Annotated in this window: 24 protein-coding genes and 2 tRNA genes; 5 read left to right on the plus strand and 21 right to left on the minus strand. The window is 65.7% G+C overall.

Going from position 1 to position 26,606, the window contains the following annotated elements; translation table 11 throughout:
* Positions 1-116: 116 nt before the first annotated feature.
* The 6 genes from rplI to rnr all read right to left on the minus strand — a co-directional run bounded on the left by rplI (position 117) and on the right by rnr (position 5,912).
* Positions 117-563, minus strand: coding sequence for a 50S ribosomal protein L9 (gene rplI / locus H681_RS22175; RefSeq protein WP_015479134.1), 447 nt, complete (start codon positions 561-563; stop codon positions 117-119).
* A 21-nt stretch (positions 564-584) separates the two neighbouring features.
* Positions 585-1,454, minus strand: a complete 870-nt coding sequence (locus H681_RS22180) for a hypothetical protein (protein ID WP_015479135.1) — start codon at positions 1,452-1,454, stop codon at positions 585-587.
* Positions 1,455-1,488: 34 nt separating this feature from the next.
* Positions 1,489-1,719, minus strand: coding sequence for a 30S ribosomal protein S18 (gene rpsR / locus H681_RS22185; protein ID WP_003095634.1), 231 nt, complete (start codon positions 1,717-1,719; stop codon positions 1,489-1,491).
* 29 nt (positions 1,720-1,748) lie between these two features.
* On the minus strand, positions 1,749-2,165 hold the full coding sequence (rpsF, locus tag H681_RS22190; protein WP_015479136.1) for a 30S ribosomal protein S6: 417 nt from the start codon (positions 2,163-2,165) through the stop codon (positions 1,749-1,751).
* Between the two features lie 259 nt (positions 2,166-2,424).
* On the minus strand, positions 2,425-3,177 hold the full coding sequence (gene rlmB / locus H681_RS22195; RefSeq protein ID WP_015479137.1) for a 23S rRNA (guanosine(2251)-2'-O)-methyltransferase RlmB: 753 nt from the start codon (positions 3,175-3,177) through the stop codon (positions 2,425-2,427).
* Positions 3,174-5,912, minus strand: a complete 2,739-nt coding sequence (gene rnr, locus H681_RS22200; protein ID WP_015479138.1) for a ribonuclease R — start codon at positions 5,910-5,912, stop codon at positions 3,174-3,176. The genes rlmB and rnr overlap by 4 nt, the downstream gene beginning before the upstream one ends.
* A 205-nt stretch (positions 5,913-6,117) precedes the next feature.
* On the opposite strand from rnr, the gene H681_RS22205 reads away from it, so the two are divergent.
* Positions 6,118-6,204 (plus strand) — tRNA-Leu (locus H681_RS22205).
* A gap of 147 nt (positions 6,205-6,351) precedes the next feature.
* Positions 6,352-6,438, plus strand: a tRNA-Leu gene (locus H681_RS22210).
* A gap of 213 nt (positions 6,439-6,651) precedes the next feature.
* On the opposite strand, the gene H681_RS22215 is transcribed toward H681_RS22210, so the two are convergent.
* The 12 genes from H681_RS22215 to H681_RS22270 all read right to left on the minus strand — a co-directional run bounded on the left by H681_RS22215 (position 6,652) and on the right by H681_RS22270 (position 19,901).
* The gene (locus H681_RS22215; protein ID WP_015479139.1) at positions 6,652-7,947 is read right to left on the minus strand and encodes an adenylosuccinate synthase; all 1,296 of its coding nucleotides are present in this window, start codon (positions 7,945-7,947) and stop codon (positions 6,652-6,654) included.
* Positions 7,948-8,013: 66 nt separating this feature from the next.
* Positions 8,014-9,192, minus strand: a complete 1,179-nt coding sequence (locus H681_RS22220; protein ID WP_015479140.1) for an ATP phosphoribosyltransferase regulatory subunit — start codon at positions 9,190-9,192, stop codon at positions 8,014-8,016.
* A 31-nt stretch (positions 9,193-9,223) separates the two neighbouring features.
* Complete coding sequence (locus tag H681_RS22225; RefSeq protein ID WP_015479141.1) at positions 9,224-9,409, minus strand: DUF2065 domain-containing protein; 186 nt, start codon at positions 9,407-9,409, stop codon at positions 9,224-9,226.
* 341 nt (positions 9,410-9,750) lie between these two features.
* A complete protein-coding gene (gene hflC / locus H681_RS22230) occupies positions 9,751-10,620 on the minus strand; it encodes a protease modulator HflC (RefSeq protein WP_015479142.1) in 870 nt (289 codons plus the stop codon).
* Complete coding sequence (gene hflK / locus H681_RS22235; protein ID WP_015479143.1) at positions 10,620-11,786, minus strand: FtsH protease activity modulator HflK; 1,167 nt, start codon at positions 11,784-11,786, stop codon at positions 10,620-10,622. Before hflK ends, hflC begins: the two co-directional genes overlap by 1 nt.
* A gap of 95 nt (positions 11,787-11,881) precedes the next feature.
* The gene (gene hflX, locus H681_RS22240) at positions 11,882-13,183 is read right to left on the minus strand and encodes a ribosome rescue GTPase HflX (protein WP_015479144.1); all 1,302 of its coding nucleotides are present in this window, start codon (positions 13,181-13,183) and stop codon (positions 11,882-11,884) included.
* Between the two features lie 12 nt (positions 13,184-13,195).
* Positions 13,196-13,444: an RNA chaperone Hfq gene (gene hfq / locus H681_RS22245; RefSeq protein ID WP_015479145.1), complete on the minus strand. Its 249-nt coding sequence runs from the start codon at positions 13,442-13,444 to the stop codon at positions 13,196-13,198.
* 107 nt (positions 13,445-13,551) lie between these two features.
* The gene (gene miaA / locus H681_RS22250) at positions 13,552-14,505 is read right to left on the minus strand and encodes a tRNA (adenosine(37)-N6)-dimethylallyltransferase MiaA (protein WP_015479146.1); all 954 of its coding nucleotides are present in this window, start codon (positions 14,503-14,505) and stop codon (positions 13,552-13,554) included.
* A gap of 98 nt (positions 14,506-14,603) precedes the next feature.
* Positions 14,604-16,514: a DNA mismatch repair endonuclease MutL gene (gene mutL, locus H681_RS22255; RefSeq protein WP_015479147.1), complete on the minus strand. Its 1,911-nt coding sequence runs from the start codon at positions 16,512-16,514 to the stop codon at positions 14,604-14,606.
* Positions 16,511-17,941: an N-acetylmuramoyl-L-alanine amidase AmiB gene (gene amiB / locus H681_RS22260; RefSeq protein WP_041712214.1), complete on the minus strand. Its 1,431-nt coding sequence runs from the start codon at positions 17,939-17,941 to the stop codon at positions 16,511-16,513. The genes mutL and amiB overlap by 4 nt, the downstream gene beginning before the upstream one ends.
* A gap of 8 nt (positions 17,942-17,949) precedes the next feature.
* The gene (gene tsaE / locus H681_RS22265; protein WP_015479149.1) at positions 17,950-18,417 is read right to left on the minus strand and encodes a tRNA (adenosine(37)-N6)-threonylcarbamoyltransferase complex ATPase subunit type 1 TsaE; all 468 of its coding nucleotides are present in this window, start codon (positions 18,415-18,417) and stop codon (positions 17,950-17,952) included.
* Entirely contained in the window at positions 18,405-19,901 is a 1,497-nt protein-coding gene (locus tag H681_RS22270; RefSeq protein ID WP_015479150.1) for a bifunctional ADP-dependent NAD(P)H-hydrate dehydratase/NAD(P)H-hydrate epimerase, read from the minus strand. Before H681_RS22270 ends, tsaE begins: the two co-directional genes overlap by 13 nt.
* Positions 19,902-20,005: 104 nt before the next feature.
* On the opposite strand from H681_RS22270, the gene queG reads away from it, so the two are divergent.
* Positions 20,006-21,067, plus strand: coding sequence for a tRNA epoxyqueuosine(34) reductase QueG (gene queG, locus H681_RS22275; protein WP_015479151.1), 1,062 nt, complete (start codon positions 20,006-20,008; stop codon positions 21,065-21,067).
* Positions 21,068-21,157: 90 nt separating this feature from the next.
* On the opposite strand, the gene orn is transcribed toward queG, so the two are convergent.
* Entirely contained in the window at positions 21,158-21,700 is a 543-nt protein-coding gene (orn, locus tag H681_RS22280; protein ID WP_015479152.1) for an oligoribonuclease, read from the minus strand.
* A gap of 89 nt (positions 21,701-21,789) precedes the next feature.
* On the opposite strand from orn, the gene rsgA reads away from it, so the two are divergent.
* A complete protein-coding gene (gene rsgA / locus H681_RS22285) occupies positions 21,790-22,821 on the plus strand; it encodes a small ribosomal subunit biogenesis GTPase RsgA (RefSeq protein ID WP_015479153.1) in 1,032 nt (343 codons plus the stop codon).
* 169 nt (positions 22,822-22,990) lie between these two features.
* On the opposite strand, the gene motB is transcribed toward rsgA, so the two are convergent.
* Together motB and motA are read right to left on the minus strand one after the other, a co-directional pair.
* The gene (motB, locus tag H681_RS22290) at positions 22,991-24,046 is read right to left on the minus strand and encodes a flagellar motor protein MotB (protein WP_015479154.1); all 1,056 of its coding nucleotides are present in this window, start codon (positions 24,044-24,046) and stop codon (positions 22,991-22,993) included.
* Positions 24,047-24,061: 15 nt separating this feature from the next.
* Positions 24,062-24,913 carry a flagellar motor stator protein MotA gene (motA, locus tag H681_RS22295; protein ID WP_015479155.1) on the minus strand — a complete coding sequence of 284 codons (852 nt, stop codon included), beginning with the start codon at positions 24,911-24,913 and terminating at the stop codon, positions 24,062-24,064.
* 121 nt (positions 24,914-25,034) lie between these two features.
* Between motA and H681_RS22300 the strand changes: the two genes are divergently transcribed.
* On the plus strand, positions 25,035-26,558 hold the full coding sequence (locus H681_RS22300) for an HDOD domain-containing protein (protein ID WP_015479156.1): 1,524 nt from the start codon (positions 25,035-25,037) through the stop codon (positions 26,556-26,558).
* Positions 26,559-26,606: the final 48 nt, after the last annotated feature.

Genomic DNA, 26,606 nt, shown 5'->3' on the forward strand with positions numbered 1-26,606 from the left:
TGTTGTGTGAAACGGCGGAAAAACAAAGGGCACGGACCGAGGATCGGTACCGTGCCCATTGTTATTGGACTGATTCACCCAGGCAAGCCGCGTGAATCGTCCTAGCGACGGATCGCTTACTCGGCGACTACAACCACGTGCAGGGTTGCATCAACATCCATGTGCAGTTGCACTTCGATGTTGTATTCGCCTACAGCGCGCAGGGCGCCGTCGGGCAGGCGAACTTCGCTCTTTTCCAGCGGGTAGCCGGCAGCCGAAACGGCGTCGGCGATGTCGCGGGTGCCGATCGAACCGAACAGCTTGCCTTCGTCGCCAGCGTGGGCGCCGATGGTCACGATCAGTTCGGCCAGTTGGGCAGCACGGGCTTCAGCAGCGGCTTTCTTCTCGGCAGCGGCTTTTTCCAGCTCTGCGCGGCGCTCTTCGAAAGCAGCGACGTTGGCAGCGGTGGCAGCGGTGGCTTTGCCCTGCGGCAGCAGGTAGTTACGGGCGTAACCGCCCTTTACGTTCAGCTTGTCGCCCAGGTTGCCCAGTTTGGCGATCTTTTCCAGCAGGATGACTTCCATTTGAGTCTTACCTCTTAACTTTTAACCTTCACCGTTCGCGGCACCCTGGCGCTTCGCCAGACGACCGCGAAAATCAAACAGACTGTCGACTACGGCGACAAGACAGATCACATTGCCCAGTACGAATACCAGCAGGTACAGCGGTGCCAGCCAGAAGCCCGGAAGCTTCTTCAGCGCGACCAGCCCGTGGCCCAGTGCGATCCCGGCGAACAGCAGCGGGATCATGCACAGCGGCGCCAGCATGGTGGCCGCGGGACCTGCGAAGGGCAGCGCCACGACACCGACCAGCAGCGCGATAGCCGTGCCCGGCGACAGGCGCAGTGCGCGGAACTCGCGGCCAAACCCTTCCGGGTTGAACAGCACTGCCTGCCAATAACGCGCCAGCATCAGGCACATCAGGCTGATCGTCTGCAGCGAGGCTGCCATCAGGCCGGTGATGGTCGGAACCATCTCCGCCTGCAGGGCGGCCATCTGTTCCGGCGAAAGCTTGGCTTCGGCCAGAACCTGCGGCAGTGCCTTGCCGAACGCATCGGCAAGAGCAGCGACCAACCCGGCCGACACCGTGCTGAGCAGCAGCACGAACACCGCACCGAGCACAACGCTCGCCAGCATCACCTGGTTCCAGGACACCCTGCTGCGCAGAACCTGCGCCAGCACGGCACTACCCACCAGAACCAGACTCACGCTGGGGTCACCCAGGTACCACCAGGCCAGTGCCGGAAGCAGCGCCCAGGCCAGGATGCCAAAGGCATCACGCGGACCACGACGCAACAGCACCAGACTGCCTGCTGCGGCACCAAGCCAGAACAACGGCTGCAGTACCGCGGCTGCGACGACCACCAGGGTCGCCTGCATGCGGCCTCGCATGACGAATTCAGCCAATGCGCGCATGCGATCTATCCATCAATTCCAGTCGACTGCCCGATCAACGGCCGTGGCTGTCGGTGTAGGGAAGCAGGGCCAGGTAGCGGGCGCGCTTGATAGCGGTGGCCAGCTGACGCTGGTACTTGGCCTTGGTGCCGGTGATGCGGCTCGGAACGATCTTGCCGGTTTCGGAAACATAGGCCTTCAGGGTGTTGAGATCCTTGTAATCGATCTCTTTCACGCCTTCAGCGGTGAAACGGCAGAACTTACGACGACGGAAGAAACGTGCCATGTGTGTGGCTCCTCAATACTGGTCCGGGATTACTCGTCAGCGCTGTCGCGGCTATCTTCGCCGTCAGCGGACTCGCCCTCGTTCGATTCGGGACGCTCACGGCGCTCGCGGCGCTCGTTGCGGCTCTCTTCGGCCTTCAGCATTTCGGACTGGCCGGTAACGGCTTCGTCGCGACGGATGACCATGTTACGGATCACGGCGTCGTTGTAACGGAAGTTGTCTTCCATTTCTGCCAGGGCCTTGGCAGTGCACTCGACGTTCATCAGAACGTAGTGGGCCTTGTGCACGTTGTTGATGGCGTAAGCCAGCTGACGACGGCCCCAGTCTTCCAGACGGTGGACTTTGCCGCCGTCTTCTTCGATGGCCTTGGTGTAACGCTCGACCATGCCACCGACTTGTTCGCTCTGGTCCGGGTGAACCAGGAACACGATTTCGTAATGACGCATAAATGCTCCTTACGGATTGCAGCCTGCCGACGAAGCGGTCAGGCAAGGAGTGAATGATTTTTACCTTGCCACTGGGAAGGACGTGCGAACGCCTGCCCGGACGACAAGGGCCGACATTCTAGAGAAGGGGGGAAGGTGGCGCAAGGCAATTGACGATTATTTGTACAACGGGCTTTTCGTAGGAGCGAGCTTGCTCGCGAACCGGGCAAGCACGGAGCCGGCACCGTTCGCGAGCAAGCTCGCTCCTACAAAAGCAACGTCAGGCGCCGGCCTTGGGCTGGCGCTGCCGGACAATCTCGAACAGGCAGACGCCGGTGGCCACCGAGACGTTCAGGCTGCTGACGCTGCCCTGCATCGGCAGCTTGGCCAGGTAATCGCAATGCTCGCGGGTCAGGCGGCGCATACCCTTGCCCTCGGCGCCCATCACCAGCACAGTCGGCCCGGTGAGGTCGAGTTCGTAGAGCATCTGGGTCGCCTCGCCAGCGGTGCCGACGATCCACAGACCACGCTGCTGGAGTTTCTCCAGGGTGCGCGCGAGGTTGGTCACCGCCACCAGCGGGATGACTTCGGCGGCACCGCAGGCAACCTTGCGCACGGTGGCATTGAGGGTGGCGGACTTGTCCTTCGGCACGATGACCGCCAGCGCGCCCGCCGCATCGGCGGTGCGCAGGCAGGCACCGAGATTGTGCGGATCGGTCACTCCGTCCAGGGCCAGCAGCAGCGCCGGACCGGGCGTGCGCTCCAGCAGTTCCTCGAGCATGTTCTCGCCCCACACCTGGCTCGGGCTGACCTCGGCGACCACGCCCTGGTGCACGCCCTCGGCCCACTCGTCCAACTCCTTGCGGTCGCGCGTGCCCACCGGCACGCGCACCTGGCCGGCCAGCTCGACCAGCGCCTGGACGCGCGGATCATGCCGGCCCTCGGCCAACCACAGCTGCTTGACCCGTTTCGGATGATGGCGCAGCAACGCCTCTACGGCATGGACCCCGTAGACCTTTTCCCACTGACTCATTTCTTCGCCTTACGCTTGCTGGCCGGCGCGCCGCCCGCCGCACCCGCCTTGGGCGCGGACGAGCCCTTGCGATGCTTGGTCGGCTTGGCGGACCGGGCTTTCTGTTTCGAAGGATTGCGCGGCTTGCCCGCAGCGGGCGCGCCCTTGCCTTTGCCGTTGGCCGGTTTCTTGCTGCCGACCTTGGCTTCATCGAGCAGCGCTTTCTTCACTTCGCGGCTCTTGCGCACATCGGTATTGCCAAGCATTTCCTCGGCCTTGGCCAGCATTTCCGGGGCCACCGAAGGCAGCGCCTGGACCACGCCAACCTTGCGCTTGCGCGGCTGGTGCGACGGCACCACGGCCACGTCGGGCGCGAAGAACGGATCGTCCGCTACCTGACGACGGGCCTTGGCCGGCTTCTCTTTGGCTGCAGCACCTTTGGGCGCCTTGCCCTTCGCAACCTTGCCCTTGGCCGGCTCAGCCTTCTCGCCACGCTTCTTGCGGCCGATGGGCGCGCTGAGCACGTTATCGGAGAGCTCGAAGTCGATCTTGCGCTCGTCCAGGTCGACGCGCGCCACCACCACTTCCACGGTGTCGCCAAGGCGGAAGCTACGGCCGGTACGCTCGCCGGAGAGGCGATGGTGGACGGCATCGAAATGGTAGTAGTCGCCCGGCAGTGCGGTAACGTGGACCAGGCCCTCGACATAGATGTCCGTCAGTTCGACGAAGATGCCGAAGCCGGTCACCGCGGTGATCACGCCGGGGAAGGTCTCGCCCACGCGCTCGCGCATGAACTCGCACTTCAGCCAGTTGGTGACGTCGCGGGTCGCCTCGTCGGCTCGGCGCTCGGTCATCGAGCACTGCTCGCCCAGTTGCGCCAGGCGGACTTCGTCGTACGGATAGATGCGCGCCTTGGGCATGCTGGCGGCGCCGACACGCTGTACGTGCTCGGAGGCCGCCTTGGAGCGGATCAGGCCGCGGATGGCGCGATGGGTCAGCAGGTCCGGGTAGCGCCGGATCGGCGAGGTGAAGTGGGTGTAGGCCTCGTAGTTCAGGCCGAAGTGGCCGGCGTTCTCCGGGCTGTACACCGCCTGGCTCAGGGAGCGCAGCATCACGGTCTGGATCAGTTGCAGGTCCGGGCGACCCTGGATCGACTCCAACAGCTTCTGGTAATCCGCCGGGGTCGGCTCGCCCTTGCCGCGATACAGGGTCAGGCCCAGTTCGCCGAGGAACTGCCGCAGGTTGTTCAGCTTCTCCTGCGGCGGACCGTCGTGGACGCGGTACAGCGCCGGGATAGCGTGCTTCTCGAGGAACTTGGCGGTGGCGACGTTGGCCGCCAGCATGCATTCCTCGATCAGCTTGTGCGCGTCGTTGCGCTGGGTCGGGCGGATCTCCGAGATCTTGCGATCCGCACCGAAGACGATGCGGGTTTCCTGGGTCTCGAAGTCGATCGCCCCGCGCACGTGGCGCGCGCCGACCAGCACCTTGTACAGGTCATAAAGCGTGTTCAGGTGCGGCACCACCGCCGGCAACTGCTCCTTCAGGCGCTGGCCTTCGGAGCTGTCCGGGGTTTCCAGGTACTGGCTGACCTTGGTGTAGGTCAGGCGCGCATGGGAATGGATGACCGCCTCGTAGAACTGGTAGTCGGTCATCTTGCCGGCCTTGGAGAGATTCATCTCGCAGACCATGGCCAGGCGATCGACCAGCGGATTCAGGGAGCACAGGCCGTTGGAGAGGATCTCCGGCAGCATCGGGATCACGCGCCCGGGGAAGTACACCGAGTTGCCGCGCTTGGCCGCCTCCTCATCCAGGGCCGAGCCGACCTTCACATAATGAGAGACGTCGGCGATGGCGACGAACAGCTTCCAGCCGCCACCCTTGCGCTTCTCGGCGTAGACCGCGTCGTCGAAGTCGCGGGCGTCCTCACCATCGATGGTCACGAAAGGCAGGGCGCGCAGGTCGACGCGCTTCTCCTTGTCCTTTTCCGCCACTTCGGGCTTGAGCTTGGCCGCTTCCTTCTCCACGGCCTCGGGCCAGGTGTGGGGAATGTCGTAGCTGCGCAGGGCGACTTCGATCTCCATGCCCGGCGCCATGTAGTCGCCGAGCACTTCCAGCACCTCACCCTGGGCCTGGCGATGCACGCTCGGCCAGACATCGATACGCACCTGGACGAACTGGTTGTGCTTGGCCTTGCCGGCCTTGCCCGGCGGGATCAGCACTTCCTGCTGGATCTTCGGGTTGTCGGCCACCACCGTACCGATGCCACTCTCGTCGAAGTAGCGGCCGACGATGGTCTCGTGGGCGCGTTCGACCACTTCCACAATGGCACCTTCGCGGCGGCCACGGCGATCGAAGCCGGACACGCGCGCCAGGGCACGGTCGCCGTCGAACACCAGGCGCATCTGCGTCGGGCTGAGGAACAGGTCGTCGCTGCCGTCATCGGGGATCAGGAAGCCGAAGCCGTCGCGGTGGCCGGCGATGCGGCCGAGGATCAGGTCGAGCTTGTCCACCGGCGCGTAGGCGCCACGGCGGGTATAGATGAGCTGGCCGTCGCGCTCCATCGCGCGCAAGCGCCGGCGCAGCGCCTCTTCCGACTCTTCGCCGGAGAGACCGAATTCATCGAGCAATTGGGCCCGCGTGGCAGGCGCGCCGCGTTCGGCGAGATGCGCCAGGATGAGTTCGCGGCTGGGGATGGGGTTTTCGTATTTTTCCGCCTCGCGGGCGGCCTCGGGATCGAGGTTTTGCCAATCGGCCATTAAAGTGAGGTCACCTTATCTATATAGGGATGGTTCGCCATCTGCTTATTGAAGCGCGAAATCCGCTCGTCGGTCAGCTTTGGGCACGAATAAATTTTTTATCGCATCAGGGGTTTACAAGCGAAACCTGGCTCCGTATAGTTCGCGCCCACAGCGTCACACAGACGTTGTAACACGGAAGCGATGAGCGATCATCACATCCCGTGCCCAGGTGGCGGAATTGGTAGACGCACTAGGTTCAGGTCCTAGCGGTGGCAACACCGTGGAAGTTCGAGTCTTCTCCTGGGCACCACTTATTCAAGGATAAAGTCAGTCGATGACAGACTTCATCCCGGCGGGTTCGGAACCCTGATAACCGAACGATAGACCGCCCGATGCAGCCAAGGGTTGCATCACCGCAAGACGATGAGCGATCATCGCACCCCATGCTGAAAAGCATGCCCAGGTGGCGGAATTGGTAGACGCACTAGGTTCAGGTCCTAGCGGTGGCAACACCGTGGAAGTTCGAGTCTTCTCCTGGGCACCATCTTCAAACGAAAAAGCCGAGCACTGCTCGGCTTTTTCGTTTTCGGCTTTCTGCAATTCAGCCCCTCTCCGCCCCCACTCGCCACCCCAGCGTACGGACAGGCACGCGGCGAATCAGCCTCAACCCAACCAGCAGCATGCCCCTCCGATTCGCTCGCACCCCCAGAAACGACAACGGGCCGCATAAGCGGCCCGCTGCGATCCACAACGCGAATCAGCCGAACGGATGGCGCAGGACGATGGTCTCGGCGCGGTCCGGGCCGGTGGAGATGATGTCGATGGGCGCACCGACCAGCTCCTCGATGCGCTTGATGTAAGCGCGCGCATTGGCCGGCAGGCCTTCCAGCGACTGGACACCGACGGTGGATTCGCTCCAGCCCGGCAGGTCTTCGTAGATCGGCTGCAGGCCGATGTAGCTGTCGGCGTCGGTCGGCGCATCGGTCAGCAGTTCGCCGGCGGCATTCTTGTAACCGGTGCAGATGCGTACGGTTTCCAGGCCGTCGAGGACGTCCAGCTTGGTCAGGCACAGGCCGGACAGGCTGTTGATCTCGATGGCGCGACGCAGGATGACGGCATCGAACCAGCCGCAACGACGAGCACGACCAGTGGTGGCGCCGAACTCGTGACCTACCTTGGCCAGGCGTGCGCCGATGTCATCGAACAGCTCGGTCGGGAACGGACCGGAGCCCACGCGGGTGGTGTAGGCCTTGGTAATGCCCAGGATGTAGTCCAGGTACAGCGGACCGAAGCCCGAACCCGTGGCGGTGCCGCCCGCAGTGGTGTTGGAGCTGGTGACGAACGGGTAGGTGCCGTGGTCGATGTCCAGCAGCGAGCCCTGGGCGCCTTCGAACATGATGTTGCCGCCGCTGCGACGCAGGTCGTGCAGGGTCGAGGTCACGTCGGTCATCAGCGGCTTCAGCTCTTCGGCGTAGGCCATGCACTCATCCAGGGTCTTCTGGAAGTCGACGGCCGGCTCCTTGTAGTAGTGCTGCAGGACGAAGTTGTGGTAGTCCAGAACCTCGCCCAGCTTGGCGGCGAAGCGCTCGCGATGGAACAGGTCGCCCACGCGCAGGCCACGACGAGCCACCTTGTCTTCGTAGGCCGGGCCGATGCCGCGGCCGGTGGTGCCGATCTTCGCGTCGCCACGAGCCTTCTCGCGGGCCTGGTCCAGGGCCACGTGGAAGGACAGGATCAGCGGGCAGGACGGGCTGATGCGCAGGCGCTCGCGCACCGGTACGCCCTTCTCTTCCAGCTTGGCGATCTCGCGCATCAGCGCATCGGGCGCCAGCACCACGCCGTTGCCGATCAGGCACTGCACGCCTTCGCGCAGGATGCCCGACGGAATCAGGTGCAGAACGGTCTTCTCGCCGCCGACCACCAGGGTGTGACCGGCGTTGTGGCCGCCCTGGTAACGCACCACGGCAGCAGCCTGGTCGGTCAGCAGGTCGACGATCTTGCCTTTGCCCTCATCACCCCACTGGGTGCCCAGGACTACGACATTCTTACCCATAACACTTGTCCCCATCGTGGATGTTCGGTGCCGGCCGCGGCCGGCGGAAACTCGAAGTGGCACGCCTCAGAGCGCAGCCACCTGCCAATTGCCATCGCGAACCAGCAATTGCTGGTCGCAGCCCGCTTCGGTAGCCGAAGCCGCATCCTGCCCGGGCAGCGCCTGCACCACGCGCACACCCTGACGGCGCAACTGCTGCACCGCCCGCCACAAGCCAGCCCCGTCGGCCGGCGCCCAGACTCCGGTGCGCGGCTCGTCGAGCTGGGCGCGGCCGAGAGTGACCAGGGTCTTCAGGTCGGTAGAAAAACCGGTGGCCGGACGTGCGCGACCGAAGTCCGCGCCAATGTCGTCGTAACGGCCGCCCTGGGCAATGGACTCGCCAACCCCAGGCACGAACGCAGCGAACACCACGCCCGTGTGATAGTGATAGCCACGCAGTTCGCCGAGATCGAAGTACAACGGCAACTGCGGGAAGCGCGCGGCCAGCGAGTCGGCGATGGCCGTGATGTCGGCCAGCGCGACCTGTACCGCAGCCGGAGCGCCGGCGAGCACTTCGCGCGCCTGGTCCAGCACTTCGCGGCTGCCGCACAGCTCGGCGAGCGCACGGAGCATGCCGGCAAGCTCGGCGGGCAGGCCTTCGGTCAGCGCCGCGACCTCGTCCACCGCCTTGCGCTGCAGGGCGTCGAACAGCAGCTGCTCGACTTCGCCGGACAACCCGGCGGCCTGGGCCAGGCCACGGTAGATGCCGACATGCCCGAGGTCCATGTGCACGTCCGGCACCTGGGCCATTTCCAGCATGTCGAGCATCAGGCTGATGACTTCGACGTCGCCAGCCGAACCGGTATTGCCATAAAGCTCGGCACCCAGCTGGATCGGGCTGCGCGAAGTCGCCAGCGCACGCGGACGGGCGTGCAGCACGCTGCCGGCGTAGCACAGGCGGTTCGGGCCTTCACGACGCAGGCTGTGGGCGTCCATGCGGGCGACCTGCGGGGTGATATCCGCGCGGAAGCCCATCAGGCGGCCGGACGCCGGGTCGGTGACCTTGAAGGTACGCAGGTCCAGATCCTGGCCGGCACCGGTCAGCAGGGATTCCAGATATTCGATATGCGGGGTGACGACGAACTCGTAACCCCAGCGCTGGAACAGGTCCAGCACCTGACGGCGGGCTGCTTCAACGCGCGCCGCCTCCGGTGGCAGCACTTCTTCGATCCCATCCGGCAGTAGCCAGCGGTCTACCGTTGCCATGTCGCCTCTCCCCTTTCAGCCGGGCGGCACTTCAATGAATGCAGTAAAGAAAGACGGTGCCGAGCAGCATGCTGCCCAGCCCGATGAGTCTCAGACTGCGGTCGCCAAGGCGCCCGAGCCCGCTCACGGCGTCGCGCCAACCACGCGGATACAGGAATGGAAGGATGCCTTCCAGCACCAGCAACAGACAGAACGCCTTGCCGAATTCCTGCCACATGGCTCTCGTACATCATTCTCGCGGACGCAAAAAAGCCGGGATTTCCCGGCTGACCCATGATAACACGATTTCTCCGACGGGCGCTGCCGCCCGCCGGAGACTTGCAAGGGTCCGTTGATGTTTCGGCGTGAATCGCGTTGCCGCGGCAAATCACGCCAGGCTAGACGCGGGGCGACGGTAATGGCCGCCCCTTGCCTAGTCCCGCAACGACGCATGGCGTGATTTGACGCGCAACCCGAAGGGACGAACCCCGTGTTGCGCGGCGCCCGGACCTCAATTCAGCATCGGGACAACTCGCAACACGGGGTTCGGCGCGGTCACGACGAAGCGTCGACGGACCCTTAAGGTTTAGCTTTTTCCAGATAACGGAAGAACTCGTTGCTCGGATCGAGCACCAGCACGTCCTTCTTGTCGGCAAAGCTCTCGCGGTAAGCCTTGAGGCTGCGGGTGAAGGCGTAGAACTCCGGATCGGCGGTGTAGGCCTTGGCATAGATCGCCGCCGCCTTGGCATCGCCGTCACCGCGGGTCTCTTCCGACTCGCGATAGGCCTCGGCCAGCAGCACACGACGCTGACGGTCGGCATCCGCACGGATACCTTCGGCCAGTTCGCGACCCTTGGCGCGGTGCTCGCGGGCTTCCCGCTCACGCTCGGTGCTCATGCGCTCGAACACGCTGCGGTTCACTTCCTTGGGCAGGTCGATGGCCTTGACGCGAACGTCGATGACTTCGATCCCCAGCTCCTTCTGCGCCATGCGGTTCAGCGATGCGGTGATGTCACCCATCAGCGCATCGCGCTCACCGGACACCACTTCGTGCAGGGTGCGCTTGCCGAACTGGTCACGCAGACCGGCTTCCAGGCGCCGGGACAGACGTTCGTCGGCGATCTGCTTCATGCCGGAGGTCGCGGTGTAGAAGCGCTCGGCATCGGAGACGCGCCACTTGGCGTAGGCGTCGACCATCACCGCTTTCTTCTCCAGCGTCAGGAAGCGCTGGGTCGGCGAATCCAGGGTCAGCAGGCGGCCGTCGAACTTGCGTACCTGGTTGACGTACGGAATCTTGAAGTGCAGACCCGGCTTCACGTCCGCGTCGACCACGCGACCGAAGCGCAGCAGCACGGCGCGCTCGGTCTGCTGGACGACATAGACGGTGCTCCACAGCGCAACCGCGGCAACGACAGCAGCGATCAGGGCAATCAGAGACTTGTTACTCATCAGCGGCTCTCCCTGGTACGCATGTCACGCTGCTGCAGGTCGTTGGCCACCCGCGAACCGATGTCTTGCGCAGTGCTGGTCGTGCTCGGCGTGCTGCTCGGGGTTGCCGAACCGCGGCCGTCCATCATCTTGTCCAGCGGCAGGTAGATCAGGTTGTTCTGACCCTGCTGGCCGGTGACCAGAACCTTGCTGGTCTGGCTCAGGACATCCTGCATGGTATCCAGGTACAGACGCTGGCGAGTGACCTCCGGCGCCTTGTGGTATTCGGCGGCCAGCTTGGTGAAGCGGTCTGCCTCACCCTGGGCGCGGGACACCACTGCATCGCGGTAACCATTGGCCTCCTCGATGACGCGCTGCGCCTGACCACGGGCTTCCGGCACCACGCCATTGGCGTAGGCCTCGGCCTGGTTCTTCTCGCGCTGCTCGTCCTCGCGGGCACGGATCACGTCGTCGAACGCTTCCTGCACCTCACGCGGCGCGGCGGCGCTCTGGATGTTCACCTGGGTCACGGCGATGCCGGTCTTGTAGGTGTCCATGAAACGCTGAAGACGCTCGCGCACCTCGGTGGCCATCTGCTCGCGGCCCTCGGTGAGGATCTGATCCATAGTCGTCGAACCCGCCACGTGGCGCAGCGCGCTCTCGGTAGCCTGCTGCAGGCTCACCTCGGGCTGCTCGACGTTGAGCACGAAGTCCTGCAGGTTGCTGACCTTGTACTGCACGGTCAGCGGAACCTCGACGATGTTCTCGTCCTCGGTGAGCATCTGCCCCTGCTTGCTGTAAGCACGCTCGCGGGTGACGTTCTCCTGGAACTTCTTGTCGATCGGCGGGAAGTAGATGTTCAGGCCGGGCCCTACGGTCTCGTAGTACTTGCCGAAGCGCAGGATCACCGCCTGCTCCTGTTCATCCACCACGTAGACGGCGTTGTACAGCCACAGCACGGCGAGGATCGCCAGGCCGATGCCGAACAGCCCCAGGCTGCCGCCCCTGCCGCCACCACCAGTACCGCTGCCACGCTTGGGCTTGCCGAAAATTCCGTTCAGGCTGTCTTGCAGCTTGCGGAAGGCTTCATCCAGATCAGGCGGACCCTGGCGACCGCCACCACGGCGTCCACCCCAAGGGTCCTGATCGTTCTTGTTCGAGTTGTCACCCGGCTCATTCCAAGCCATAGCGCTCTCCATCTGATAACGCGAAAACGCGCCCACGGCGCGCCCACCCATGCTACCGAATGCCCCCGCCACTGCCAAAAGCAGTGTTCCGGGCTTTATTGCAAAGTGTGTTGCGCAATGAACTCCGCCGGCTGCCAGCCCTCACGACTGACCAACCGGTTCAACTCGACACGCGGCAGGCGAACCTGCAACACGGCGCATCCTTGCTCGTCATGCCCCTCGGACTGTACCGCACCCAGCTCGAAGAACTGAGCACGAAGTCGTCCCAGGCGTTGCGGCAGGCAGAGCGTTCCCACGAACATGTCCTCCCCCAGCAACTCGGCGACCGCCTGCTCCACCAACTCCAGCCCACGGGATTCGCGCGCCGACACCCAGACTCGGACGGGCTTGCCGAGTTCGTCGCGCTGAATCATCGGCCGCATGTCCGGCAGCAGGTCGATCTTGTTGTACACCTCGAGTATCGGCAGCTCATTGGCACCGATTTCCTGCAGTACCGCCAGTACCTGCTCGATCTGCGCATCACGTTCCGGCTCGTGGGAGTCGATAACGTGCAGCAGCAGGTCGGCATTGCTCGACTCTTCCAAGGTAGCTCGAAACGCCTCGACCAGCTTGTGCGGCAGATGACGAATGAAGCCTACGGTGTCCGCCAGCACGATCGGTCCGACGTCATCCAGCTCCAGGCGGCGCAGGGTCGGGTCCAGGGTGGCGAACAGCTGGTTGGCGGCATAGACCTCGGAGGTGGTCAGCGCGTTGAACAGCGTGGACTTGCCGGCGTTGGTATAGCCGACCAGGGATACCGAAGGAATCTCCGCGCGACGACGGCCGCGACGAGCCTGCTCACGCTGGCTGCGGACCTTCTCCAGGCGCGACTTGATCTGGCGGATACGTCCGCGCAGCAGGCGACGGTCGGTTTCCAGCTGGGTTTCACCCGGACCACGCAGGCCGATACCGCCCTTCTGGCGTTCGAGGTGAGTCCAGCCGCGCACCAGGCGCGTGCTCATGTGTTCCAACTGGGCGAGCTCCACCTGCAACTTACCCTCATGGGTACGCGCACGTTGAGCGAAGATATCGAGGATCAACCCCGTCCGGTCGAGCACACGGCATTCGAGCGCACGCTCGAGGTTGCGCTCCTGACTCGGAGTAAGGGTGTGATTGAAGATGATCAGCTCGACCTTCTCGGCATGGACGAGGTCGTGCAACTCATCGACCTTGCCGCTGCCGATCAGGTACTTGGCTGAAGGCTGGTGGCGCGAAATGCTGATGAACGCTACGGATTCCGCGCCCGCCGAACGTGCCAGCTCCTGGAACTCCTGCGGGTCTTCGCGCGCCTCGGGGTCCTGACCTTCCAGATGGACCAGAATGGCCCGTTCCCCACCACCCGGGCGCTCAAAGAACAAGGCGGACTCCCGTCAAACGTTGCCCGGCTCGGCCGGCTGATCACCGCTGGGCAGACGCACCGGACGGCTGGGAACAACGGTGGAGATAGCGTGCTTGTAGACCATCTGGCTGACAGTGTTCTTCAGCAGAATAACGAACTGGTCGAAGGATTCGATCTGCCCCTGCAACTTGATGCCGTTGACCAGATAGATGGAAACCGGGACGCGCTCTTTGCGCAGGGTATTGAGGTAAGGGTCTTGTAGCGAATGCCCTTTTGACATATGCCGCACTCCTTGTAAGGGTAAAAAGCTGATTTAGTAAGTAGTCGAATTTGGCTTAACGCCGTCCTGAACCCCAAGGATAGACGGCCGGAATTAAGGTCTCGAGCCTATATGGAGACCGCCTCAAGGTATTTCAAGGCACGCGGCAAATTGTCGCTTGCCTGGCTGTCCAACCAGTGTAGATGGCTCCAGCTGCGCAGCCAGGTAAACTGGCGCTTGGCCAGCTGTCGCGTGGCGATGACGCCGCGCTCCACCATCTCAGCGTAGGACAGTTTGCCTTCAAGGTAATCCCATACCTGACGGTAACCCACCGCTCGTATGGACGGCAGCCCCGCATGCAAATCACCTCTTGCGCGAAGGCGTTCGACCTCGGCGATGAAGCCCTGTTCCAGCATCTGGTCAAAACGTTGCGCGATACGCGCGTGCAGCACCTGGCGCTGCAGAGGCGCAATCGCCAGATGGGCGACAGTATACGGCAATTGTCCGCCGAAACCCGCACTTTCACTCGCCTGGCGATGGCGGTGTGCAGTCATGGACATACCGCTTACGCGATAGACCTCCAGCGCCCGGACGAGCCGCTGCGGATCGTTCGGATGAATGCGCGCGGCCGACTCCGGGTCCACGCGCGCCAGCTCCGCGTGCAGGGCGCCCCAGCCGTCGGCCTCGGCCCAGGCCTCCAGTTCGACGCGCACCGCGGGGTCGGCGCCGGGCATGTCGGCCAGGCCTTCCAGCAATGCCTTGAAATACAACATGGTGCCGCCGACCAGCAGCGGAATGCGGCCGGCGGCGGTGATCTCGTCCATCGCCGCCAGGGCGTCGGCGCGAAACTCCGCCGCCGAATAGGCTTCGCCGGGGTCGCGGATGTCGATCAGGCGATGCGGAAACTCTGCCAGCACCTCGCGGGGCGGCTTGGCGGTACCGATGTCCATGCCCCGGTAGATCAGCGCCGAATCCACGCTGATCAGCTCCACCGGCAACAGGCGCGCCAGCTCCAGCGCCAGGTCGGTCTTGCCGGCGGCGGTGGGGCCCATGAGGAAAATCGCGGGAGGCAGGGAGGACATCGAGAGCTCGTTATTACGTACTGCTGGTTATTGCGCGCTGCTGAATCGTTTGGCGCGCAGTGTACTGCAGAAAGCTGAACGCCACCTTACGGGAATGATCAGCGTCCGCGCAGGAACAGTTTGTCCAGCTCGTCGAGGCCCAGTTGCGTCCAGGTCGGTCGGCCGTGGTTGCACTGGCCGCTGCGCTCGGTCACTTCCATGTCGCGCAGCAGGCCGTTCATTTCCGGCACGGTCAACCGGCGGTTGGCGCGCACGGCGCCGTGGCAGGCCATAGTGCCGAGCAGCTCGTTGAGGTGCGCCTGGATGCGGTCGCTGGTGCCGTACTCCAGCAGGTCGGCGAGCACATCACGCACCAGTTGGGTGGCCTCGGCCTGCTTGAGCAGCGCGGGAATCTGGCGGATCGCCAGGGTTTCCGGGCCGAGCCGTTGCAGTTCGAAGCCGAGCCTGGAAAACCACTCCCCATGCTCCTCGGCGCAGTCCGCCTCACGCTCGCTGACGGCGACGGACTCCGGCACCAGTAGCGGCTGGCCACGCAGCCCCTCACTGGCCATCGCCGTCTTCAGGCGCTCGTAGGTGATGCGCTCGTGCGCCGCGTGCATGTCCACCAGCACCAGGCCGTGGGCGTTCTCGGCGAGGATATAGATACCCTTGAGCTGCGCCAGGGCGTAGCCCAGCGGCGGCACGTCCTGGCTGCTTTCCGGCAGCGCTTGCGGCGCCTGCTCGGGCAGCGGTGCGAAATAGGCCTTGTAGGCGCCCTGCGCCTCCTGGATAGGCGGCATTTCCGGGCGGTTCGGCTGATAACCGTAGCCGCCACCACCGCCGGAGCCAGAACTGCCGGAAACCGGGCCGGGCTGCCAGGCGCGCGCGGCGGCCGGAGCCTCCAGCACGGTCTCGGACAGGCGCATTTCGCCCTGCGGGCCGAACTCGCCGGCTTCCGCACCGGTCGGGCGCGGCACGGTCAGGGTGGTCGCCCCTGGCGGCGCCAGCTGGTCGTCCGGACGCACTTCCGCCAGCGCCCGGTGCAGGGTGCCGTAGAGGAAGTCGTGGACCATGCGACTGTCGCGGAAGCGCACTTCGTGCTTGGTCGGGTGGACGTTGACATCCACCACCGCCGGATCGACCTCGAAGAACAACACGAAGGTCGGATGGCGGCCGTTGTACAGCACATCGCGATAGGCCTGGCGCACGGCGTGGGCGACCAGTTTGTCGCGCACCATGCGGCCGTTCACATAGAAGTACTGCAGGTCCGGCTGACTGCGGGAGAAAGTCGGCAGGCCGACCCAGCCCCACAGGTGCAGACCGTTGCGCTCCACCTCGATGGGCATGGCCTGCTCGAGGAAGCCGGAGCTGCACACGGCACCGACGCGGCGGGCGCGGGAGGCTTCGTCCTTCGCTTCATGCAGCGAGAGGATGGTCTTGCCGTTGTGACGCAGGTGGAAAGCCACGTCGAAGCGCGCCAAGGCGAGGCGCTTGATGACTTCCTGCAGATGATCGAACTCGGTCTTCTCGGCGCGCAGGAACTTGCGCCGCGCCGGGGTATTGAAGAACAGGTCGCGCACTTCGATGCTGGTGCCCACCGGGTGGGCCGCCGGCTTCACAGTGGATTCCATGTCGCGGCCCTCGACCTCGACCTGCCAGGCCTGCTCGGCGTCGGCGGTGCGCGAAGTCAGGGTCAGGCGCGAGACGGAACTGATCGAGGCCAGCGCTTCGCCACGGAAGCCCAGGCTCATTACCCGTTCGAGGTCTTCCAGTTCGCGGATCTTGCTGGTGGCGTGGCGCGCCAGGGCCAGCGGCAGGTCCTCGGCGGGAATGCCGCTGCCATCGTCGCGCACGCGCAGCAGCTTGACGCCGCCCTGCTCGACTTCGATATCGATGCGCTTGGCGCCGGCGTCCAGGCAGTTTTCCAGCAGTTCCTTGATGACCGACGCAGGGCGTTCGACCACTTCGCCGGCAGCGATCTGGTTGGCCAGCCGCGGCGTCAGCAGCTGGATACGGCGAACGTCACTCATTGCTGCGACGCCAGGGCGGTGCCCGGAATCTTCAGCACCTGGCCAACCTTCAGGCTGTCGCTCTTGAGGTTGTTGGCGCTGCGGATGGAAGCGGTGCTCACGTCATAGCGGCTGGCGATCATGCCCAGGCTCTCGCCGGGACGCACCACGTGCTCGCGCGGACCGCTGGAGAGCTGGCCGCCGTCGCGCAGCGAGGCGATATAGGTGCCCGGCGGCGGCGTCTGCACGAAGTACTGGCGAACGCCACCGGCAATGGAGCGCGCCAGCGCTTGCTGGTGCGAGCGGCTGGCGAGTTTCTGCGATTCGCTCGGGTTGGAGATGAAGCCGGTTTCCACCAGGATCGACGGAATGTCCGGGGACTTCAGCACCATGAAGCCAGCCTGCTCCACGCGCCGCTTGTGCAGCGACGTGATCCGGCCGACGTTGGTCAGCACCTTGTGGCCGACATCCAGGCTGGAGGACATGGTGGCGGTCATCGACAGGTCGAGCAGCACGCCGGCGAGCATCTTGTCCTTGTCGTCGAGGTTCACGCCGCCATCGCCGCCGATCAGGTCAGAACGGTTTTCGCTGTCGGCCAGCCAGCGCGCGGTTTCGGAGGTAGCGCCACGGTCGGACAGGGCGAACACCGAGGCACCGAAGGCGCTGCGGCTGGGCGCGGCATCGGCGTGGATGGAGACGAACAGGTCCGCGCCCTTCTTGCGGGCAATGGCGGTACGCCCGCGCAGCGGGATGAAGTAGTCGCCGGTACGGGTCAGTTCCGCGCGGAAGCCTTTCATCTGGTTGATCTGGCGCTGCAGCTCGCGGGCGATGGCCAGGGTGATGTTCTTTTCATGCAGGCCGTTCGGACCGAGGGCGCCCGGGTCTTCGCCGCCGTGGCCGGCGTCGATGGCGACGACGATGTCACGCTTGCCGCCCGTGCTGGGCGCGGGAATCCTGGTCACCGACTGTGCGGGACTGACAGGTACGGCGGGCACGCCGGGAGTCGGCGTGGCCGGAACGTCCGGCGCGATGTCGGCCCCCTGGTCGTACAGGTCGACGACCAGGCGGTTGCCGTACTGCTGGTTCGGCGCCAGCACGAAACTCTTGGGCGTGACCGGGTTCTTCAGGTCCAGCACCAGGCGCAAGTCGGTGGGCGAACGCTGGGCCGAGCGCACCGCGCTAATGGGTGTGTTGCCGAGCTTGAGCTTGTCCAGCGCGGTGGACATCTGCGCGCCGTTGATATCGACGACGATGCGGTTAGGCGCGCTGAGCGTGAACAGGCTGTGCTGCACAGGACCGGACAGATCGAACACCAGGCGGGTGTTGTCCGGCGCCCGCCAGATACGGACACTCTTGATTTGCGTGGCGGCAAAAGCCTCGCCGGCAATCATTGCCAGCAAAACAGTCATCCCCGTCAATAGCGCCCGCAGGCGCAACCCCCAACCCATCTTTTTTCTCATGCTCCCGTGGCCAGGGCGGCACACCAGGCTTCGCCCCGCGCACCCTGCGGCGTCAGGCGCAGCATGCGACCGCCCGCATGCGGGGTAATGGTAATGTCCATGTCGGCCTTTGGCAAAATGCCTGTGCCCCGTTCAGCCCATTCGATCAGGCACAGGGCATCACCCTCGAAGTAGTCGCGGATGCCGAGGAACTCCAGCTCCTCCGGGTCGGCCAGGCGGTAGAGGTCGAAGTGGAAGGCGCGGACCGGTCCGATCTCGTAGGGCTCGACCAGGGTGAAGGTCGGACTCTTCACCGCCCCGCCATGCCCCAATCCTCGCAGGATGCCGCGCGACAGCGTGGTCTTGCCGGCGCCCAGGTCGCCGTGCAGATAGATGATGCCGCGTCCGCCGGTCGCCGAGGCAATCTTCCGTCCGAGGTCGTACATGGCCTCTTCGCCCTCGGCGAACAGATTCAGTTCAGGCATGGACTGTGCTCCTCGAGCAACTGACGAACGGCAGGGATCAGATCGGTGGCGGCCAGCCCCCTGCCCTGCGGACCGAGCGACTCGCCGGCGCGGGCGTGGAGCCAGACGGCCAGGCAGGCCGCATCGAAACAGGGCATCCCCTGCGCCAGCAACGCGCCGAGTATGCCGCAGAGCACGTCGCCCAGCCCGGCGCCGGCCATGATCGGATGGCCGTGACTGCACAGCGCCAGCCGTCCATCCGGAGCGGCGATCAGGCTGCCGACACCCTTGAGCACCACAACCGCCTGGTACCGTTGCGCCAGCGCGTGGGCCGCGCTCGGCCGGTCGGCCTGAACGTCGGCCGTGGAGACGCCCAGCAATCGTGCCGCTTCGGCGGGATGCGGGGTCATCACCCAGTCGCCGGACGGGCGCGAAACCAGGCCCTCCGCCAACAGGTTGAGCGCATCGGCGTCCCAAACCTGGGTACGCTCCAGGCTGGCCGCCGCGCTGACCAGTACACGCCCCCAGGCCTCACGCCCCACACCCGGCCCCACCACCAGCACGCTGGCCCGCTCGGCCACGCGCAACAGTTCGGCGGACGAGGAAACGCCACGCGCCATCAGCTCCGGGCAGCGGGCCAGGGCACCGACGACGTGCGGCGCGCGGGTCGCCAGCGATACCAGTCCGGCGCCGCAACGCAGCGCGCTTTCGGCGGCCAGCAGCACCGCGCCACCCATGCCGGTATCGCCGCCGATCACCAGCGCGTGGCCGAACAGGCCCTTGTGCGCGGCCTTCGGGCGCGCGGCCAGGCGAGCCAAGGATGCGGGAGCGAGACGACGGGCAACGCAGTCGTCGGGAATCAGCGCCGGATCGGCATCCAGAGCGTCGAACACCCGCTCGCCGCACTGGTCCGGCCCGTTCGCGGTGAACAGCCCCAGCTTGAGGCCGATGAAGGTCACGGTCAGGTCCGCACGAACGGCGCAACCCAGCACCTGGCCGGTGTCCGCGCTCAGGCCGGAGGGGATGTCCACGCTCAGCACCGGCAGGCCGCTGGCGTTGATCGCGGCGATGGCCGAGGCATAAGGCTCGCGCACCGCACCGCCCAGACCGGTGCCGAGCAACGCATCGACCAGCACCCCACGCAGCTCCGCGCGGTCACTCCAGGCTTCGATATCCACACCCGCCGCCCGCGCCTCGCCGTGGGCGGACGCCGCGTCGCCGGACAACCGCGCGGCATCCCCCACCGCCAGCACCCGCGCGCGCCAGCCGGCACGCAGGGCCAGGGCGGCGATCAGGTAGCCGTCGCCGGCGTTGTTACCGTGGCCGGCGAGCACGCTGATCTCGCCCGCGTCCGGCCAGTGCCGGCGCAGGGCACGCCAGGCGGCGTGGGCCGCACGACGCATCAGTTCGAAGCCGGGCGTGCCGGCGGCGATCAGGCGCGCGTCGAGGTCGCGTACCTGCTGGGCGCTGTAGAGGTTAAGGGGCAGATCGTCGTGGGCAGTCATCGCTGTTCCGGGCGGCAGATTGTGTCGCCTTGGCGTACGGACGGGCCGACGCCGGCAAGGTCTGGCAGAATTATACCCACCCGGACTTCCGTTTCTCGCCTTCCATGCACGATTCGACACTCGACTACACCGACCTCGCCCGTTCCATCAAGGAGTGGGGGCGCGAACTCGGCTTCCAGCAGGTCGGCATCGCCGGGCTCGACCTGGAGCAGCACGGCGAGCACCTGCAACGCTGGCTGGAAGCGGGCTACCACGGCGAGATGGACTACATGGGCGCCCACGGCAGCAAGCGCTGGCGGCCGGACGAACTGGTGCCCGGCACGCTGCGGGTGGTCTCGCTGCGCATGGACTACCTGCCCGGCGACACCCGCATGGCACAGGTGCTGGGCAACCCGGAGAAAGCCTACGTCTCGCGCTACGCCCTGGGCCGCGACTATCACAAGCTGATCCGCAAGCGCCTGCAGCAACTGGCCGAGCGCATCCAGCAGCAGGTCGGGCCGTTCGGCTTCCGCGCCTTCGTCGACAGCGCGCCGGTACTGGAGAAGGCCATCGCCGAGCAGTCGGGCCTCGGCTGGATCGGCAAGAACACCCTGGTGCTCAACCGCAAGGCCGGCAGCTACTTCTTCCTCGGCGAGCTGTTCACCGACCTGCCGCTGCCGGTGGACGAGTCCCACGGCACGGAGCACTGCGGGCGCTGCTCGGCCTGCCTGGACATCTGCCCCACCGCCGCCTTCGTCGCCCCCTACGTGCTGGACGCGCGGCGTTGCATTTCCTACCTGACCATCGAGCTGAAAGGCCCGATTCCCGAGGACCTGCGCCCGCTGATCGGCAACCGCGTGTTCGGCTGCGACGATTGCCAGATGGTCTGCCCGTGGAACCGCTTCGCCCGCGCCACCGACCAGGGCGACTTCCAGCCCCGGCACAGCCTGGACAACGCGGCGCTGGCGGAACTGTTCCTGTGGACGGAGGAGGAGTTTCTCAGCCGCACCGAAGGCTCGCCGCTGCGGCGCGCCGGTTATGAGCGCTGGCTGAGGAACCTGGCCGTGGGCCTGGGCAATGCGCCGTCCACCATCCCGGTGATCGAGGCGCTGAAGGCGCGCCGGGCGTTCCCGTCGGAACTGGTGCGCGAGCATGTGGAGTGGGCACTGGGCCGGCATCAGGCCTGAAAGGTATTTGTAGGAGCGAGCTTGCTCGCGAACAGCTTCGCAGCAGGGGTTTGTTCGCGAGCAAGCTCGCTCCTACGAAGAGCTGCCGGCTTACACCTTGATGAAATGCTCACGGTAGTAGCGCAGCTCGGCGATGGACTCGCGGATGTCGTCCAGGGCCAGGTGGGTGTTGCCTTTCTTGAAGCCGTCACGCAACTGCGGGGCCCAGCGCGCGACCAGTTCCTTGAGGGTGGAGACATCCAGGTTGCGGTAGTGGAAGTAGCCTTCCAGCTTCGGCATGTGCCGATAGAGGAAGCGGCGGTCCTGGCAGATGCTGTTGCCGCAGATCGGCGAGCTGCGCTTGGGCACCCACTTTTCCAGGAAGGCGATGGTCATGGCTTCGGCCTCGGCGGCGGAAATGGTGCTTTCGCGCACCCGCTGGGTCAGGCCGGACTGGCCGTGCTGGCGGGTGTTCCACTCGTCCATGCCGGCGAGCAGTTCTTCGCTCTGGTGCACCGCGATCACCGGGCCTTCCTCGAGGATATTGAGGTCGCTGTCGGTGACGATGGTCGCCATCTCGATGATGACGTCCTTGTCCGGGTCCAGACCGGTCATTTCCAGGTCGATCCAGATCAGGTTCTGTGGGTTCTGCATGATGGGGCTCCTCAGCTCAGCCCTCTAGTTTAGCGGGAAGCGGGCATACGCATGCTAAACTCCGCGGCGATTTTCCCTGTGGATACCCTATGGCCAAGCGTCACCTCACCCGCCGGCAGAGCTGGCGGATCGAAAAAGTCCAGGAAGAGCGTGCTGCCCGCGCGGCGAAGCGCGAATCGCGCGCCCTGGAAGAGCTGGAAGGCGGCGACCTCGGCCCGGAGCAGACCGGCCAGGTAATCGCCCACTTCGGGGTGCAGGTGGAAGTCGAGGCGCAGGAAGGCGACCACGCCGGCGAAGTGTTCCGCTGCCACCTGCGCGCCAACCTGCCGCCACTGGTGACCGGCGACCAGGTGGTCTGGCGCCCCGGCAACCAGGGCATCGGCGTGATCGTCGCGCAGTTGCCGCGCACCTCCGAGCTGCGCCGCCCGGACATGCGCGGCGTGCTCAAGCCGGTGGCGGCCAACGTCGACCGCATCGTGATCGTCTTCGCCCCACGCCCGGAACCCCACGCCAACCTGATCGACCGCTACCTGGTGGCCGCCGAGCACGCCGGCATCAAGCCGCTGCTGCTGCTGAACAAGGCCGACCTGATCGATGAGGAGAACGCTCCGTTCCTCGACTCGCTGCTGGGCACCTACCGCGAACTCGGCTACCCGCTGCTGGAGGTCTCGGCCTTCAACGGCCTGGCCCTGGACGCCCTGCGCGCCGCGCTGAACGAGCACGTCAGCGTGTTCGTCGGCCAGTCGGGCGTTGGCAAGTCATCGCTGGTGAACGCGCTGCTGCCAGGCGTCGACACCCGCGTCGGCGACCTCTCGGAAGTCACCGGCAAGGGCACCCACACCACCACCACCGCACGGCTGTTCCACTTCCCCGCCGGCGGCGACCTGATCGATTCGCCCGGCATCCGCGAGTTCGGCCTGGGCCATGTGAGCCGTGACGACGTGGAAGCCGGCTTCATCGAGTTCCACGACCTGCTCGGCCACTGCCGCTTCCGCGACTGCAAGCACGACCGCGAGCCGGGCTGCGCGCTGCTCAAGGCGCTGGAAGAGGGGCGTGTCTCGCCGCAACGGATGTCCAGCTACCGACACATCCTCGCCAGCCTGCCGGAAGACGAATATTGATCGGCGGGCCTTGCCCAAAGCGCCGACGCTGCCCGTACCTGTAGGAGCGAGCTCGCTCGCGAACAGTCCCTTGCGATGCGGTTCGCGAGCAAGCTCGCTCCTACGAAGAGTCCCATGATTCAGTCACAAAGAAGAAGGCCAGCTTTTCAGCTGGCCTTCGCGTTTCTCACTACTGCTTGTTCAGCTCATCGAGCTTCAGCGTGCCACCGTCGTCGAAAAGGTTGAGCTTCTGCTCGAGCTGGTCCGGCGGTAGCGGGTCGCCCTGCCCGGCCGCCGGCTGGGCCGGAGCGGCATTGGGTGCAGCCGAGCCTGGAGCCACCGGCGACGCGCCATCGGCCGGCTTCTCGGCCCCGCCGTCCTGGCCTTCGATGGCCCGCTGGGCCTTCTTGGTCAGGACGATGATGTCGATGCGGCGATTCACCGGGTTGAGCGGCTGGTCGCGATCGAACAGCGCCGAGGAGGCATAGCCCACCACGCGGGCGATCTGGTCCTCCGGATAACCGCCGGCCTCCAGCGCGCGCCGCGCGGCGTTGGCGCGGTTGGCGGAGAGCTCCCAGTTGCCGAACTCGCCATTGCCCGCATAGGGCTTGGCATCGGTATGGCCGCTGATGCTGATCTTGTTCGGTACCTGCTTGATGGTCTCCGCCAGCGCCAGCAGGATGTCCTCGAAGTACGGCTGCAGCCGCGCGCTGCCCAGGTCGAACATCGGTCGGTTGTCGGAATCGACGATCTGGATGCGCAGGCCGTCCTGGGTGATCTCGAACAGGATCTGGTCCTTGAAGCGCTTGAGCGTGGGGTTCTCGTCGACCTTGTTCTGCAGCTCCTGCAGCAACAGTTCCAGGCGCTCGCGCTCGATCTTCTCGGCAAGATTTTCCGCCTGCTCGGCGTTGACCGTGGTCCCGTCCTGCGGGCTGACGCGGGTTTCGTCCGCCTCGGGCTGCGCCTGGATCTGCGGGTTCAGGGTCTTGTCCGGCGCGGGCGTCGGCGTGCCACCCAGGTCGATGACGTAGGGGCTGGCGCTTTCGGTGAAACCGATGGGGTCCTGGAAGTAGCCGGAGATGGCCTTCTTCTGCTCCGGCGTGGCCGACGACAACAGCCAGAGCACCAGGAAGAACGCCATCATGGCGGTGGCGAAGTCGGCGAAGGCGATCTTCCACGAGCCCCCGTGATGACCCGCGGCGTAGCGCTTGACCCGCTTGACGATGATCGGCTGGTTGTTATCCATGCGTCAGGCGACCTGTCAGCGACCGCGAACGGCCTGTTCAAGCTCGGTGAAGCTCGGGCGGTGCGCCGGCAGCAGGACCTTGCGGCCGAACTCCACGGCCAGCGACGGCGGCATGCCCGAGGCCGAGGCGACCAGGCAGGCCTTGATGGCTTCGTAGAGGTTCAGCTCTTCCTTGGCGTCGTGCTCCAGGGCGTTGGACAGCGGGCCGACGAAACCGTAGGCGGCGAGAATACCGAGGAAGGTGCCCACCAGCGCGGCGGCCACGTGGTGACCGATCTCCGCCTGGCTGCCCTGCCCGAGCAGCGCCATCGTGATCACGATGCCGAGCACCGCGGCGACGATACCGAATCCCGGCAGGGCATCGGCCACGCGGGTCACCGCGTGGGCGGGGTGGTCGAGGTCTTCCTTGAGGCTGCCCAGCTCCATGTCGAACAGGCCTTCCAGCTCGTGGGGCGCCATGTTGCCGGAGGACATGATGCGCAGGTAATCGCAGATGTACGCGGTCATGCGTTCATCCTTGAGCACCGCCGGGTACTTGCTGAAGATCGGGCTGGCATCCGGATCCTCGACGTCCGCCTCGATCGCCATCATGCCCTCGCGGCGGCTCTTGTTGAGTACCTCGTAGAGCATGCCCAGCACTTCCAGGTAGAAGGTGTGGGTGAAGCGGTTGCTGAACATCTTCGGCGCCTTCTTGAGCACCGTCATGAAGGTGTTGCCGGGGTTCGCCTGCAGGAAGGCGCCCAGCGCCGCACCACCGATGATCAGCAGTTCGAACGGCTGGATGATGGCCGCGATCTTGCCGCCAGAGAGCATGTATCCGCCGAGCACACTGCCCAGGATGACGATGATGCCGATGATTTTTGACATGGGGACCGGACTGAAACTGTGAACAGAAAGGGAGGCACTTTTCCTGCCTCCCTGTTGTTATCGGAGAATTCGGGCAAGACTATAGGCCGAAAACACTAAAAACCAGTTCGGCGCCTCACGCATGCCCACCACCGTGCCCAACCCAGAGCGTCTCGCGGCCTGGCTCTCCCTGCTGGAAGAGCTGCCTTTGCCCGTCCCCCAGGAGCAGCGCGACGCCATTCGCCGGGCGCTGGATGACAGCCACCGCTCGATCCGCGACATCGCCGACCTGTTGCAGGACTGCCCGACCCTGGCCCTGGCCATCCTGCGCGAGGCCAACCGCGCCGAGAGCGCCCGCGACAATCCGGCGGAAAGCCTGGAAGTCGCCCTCAACCGCCTGGGCCTGGCGCGGGTCACCCAGTTGCTCGAACACCTGCCGAGCCAGCCCGAGGCGCAGATGCCCCGCGCCCTCAGCCAGCTCCTGCTGATCAGCCGCCATGCCATGCAGCAGGCCAGCGGTCTGTTCGCCAACCGCCTGGCGCGACTCTGGCAGGAAATCCACTGGGGCAGCCTGTTCGCCCTGGCGCCGCTGTGGGCACTGGCCACCGCGCGGCCGGACCTGCTGGAAACCTGGCAGCGCCAGGTCTGCGGACTCGGACGCAGCAGCTCCGACGTCGAACAGGAGCTGCTGGGCATGCGTCTGTTGCCACTGTGCCGGGCGCTCGCCGAACGCTGGCGGCTGCCCGAATGGATCGGCCAGGGCTTCATCCTGCTCAACGATGACCGCCGCCTGCTGGTGCGCGCCCTGCATGTGGCGCACACCGAGCCCGAGCCGCTGGGCCAGCAGCGACGCCTGGACGCCGATCCGGAACTGGCCCGCTGGCTGACCCGCCCGGCCAACACCATCCTGCTGGCCAACAGCCTGGCGATGGCCGCGCACCAGTCCTGGGGCGGACCGCACATGCTGCGCTGGCAACGCCTGACCGCGCTCTACCTGCAGATGCCGCTGGCCGAACTGCAGCAGCAGGTTCACGGCCTCGCGGCGCAAAGCGCGCGACGCCACGCCCGACCGCAGCTCTGGCATCCGGCGCAAGCGCTGCTCTGGCCCTGGGACAGCCAACGCTGGCTCGGCCCCCCTGCAGCGAGCGCGCCCACGCCACCGGATACGCTCGGCGAGTGGCGCCAGCACTGCGCGCGCCTGCTGCAGAATCCCTCGCCGTTCGGCAACGCCATGCAGTTGCTCGACACCGCCAGCGCCGCCCTCCAGGCCGGCGGCCTGCAACGCGGCCTGATCCTGCTCGCCGACCGCGGCCAGGCGTGGCTGCAAACCCGCCACCACTTCGGCCTGCCGGAGCAGGCCGGCGAGTTGAAACTGGAAGTCGCGGCCAGCGCCCTGCTGCGCAAGCTGATGCAACAGCCGGCGCAACTGCGCCTGAGCCCGGCGAACATGGCCGACTTCTCCGCCGTGCTGCCCGGCGCGCTGAAGGCGCTGCTGCCCAGCGAACACCTGCTGCTGCGCTCGCTCGGCAACGGCAGCCGGGTCATCATGCTGCTGGCCGCCGACCGCAACGGCCAGCCGCTGGGCGACCTGCACGCTCAGGCCTTCGGCCGCACCGCGCAGTGCATCGAGCAGGCCGTGCGGCAAATGTCCCGCAGCGCATCCTGAGCCGCGCGGCGATCGCCGGGATTTCCGGTACACTGCGTCCCCCTTTAG

The organism is Pseudomonas sp. ATCC 13867 (assembly GCF_000349845.1).
In the GTDB taxonomy this organism is placed as follows: domain Bacteria; phylum Pseudomonadota; class Gammaproteobacteria; order Pseudomonadales; family Pseudomonadaceae; genus Pseudomonas.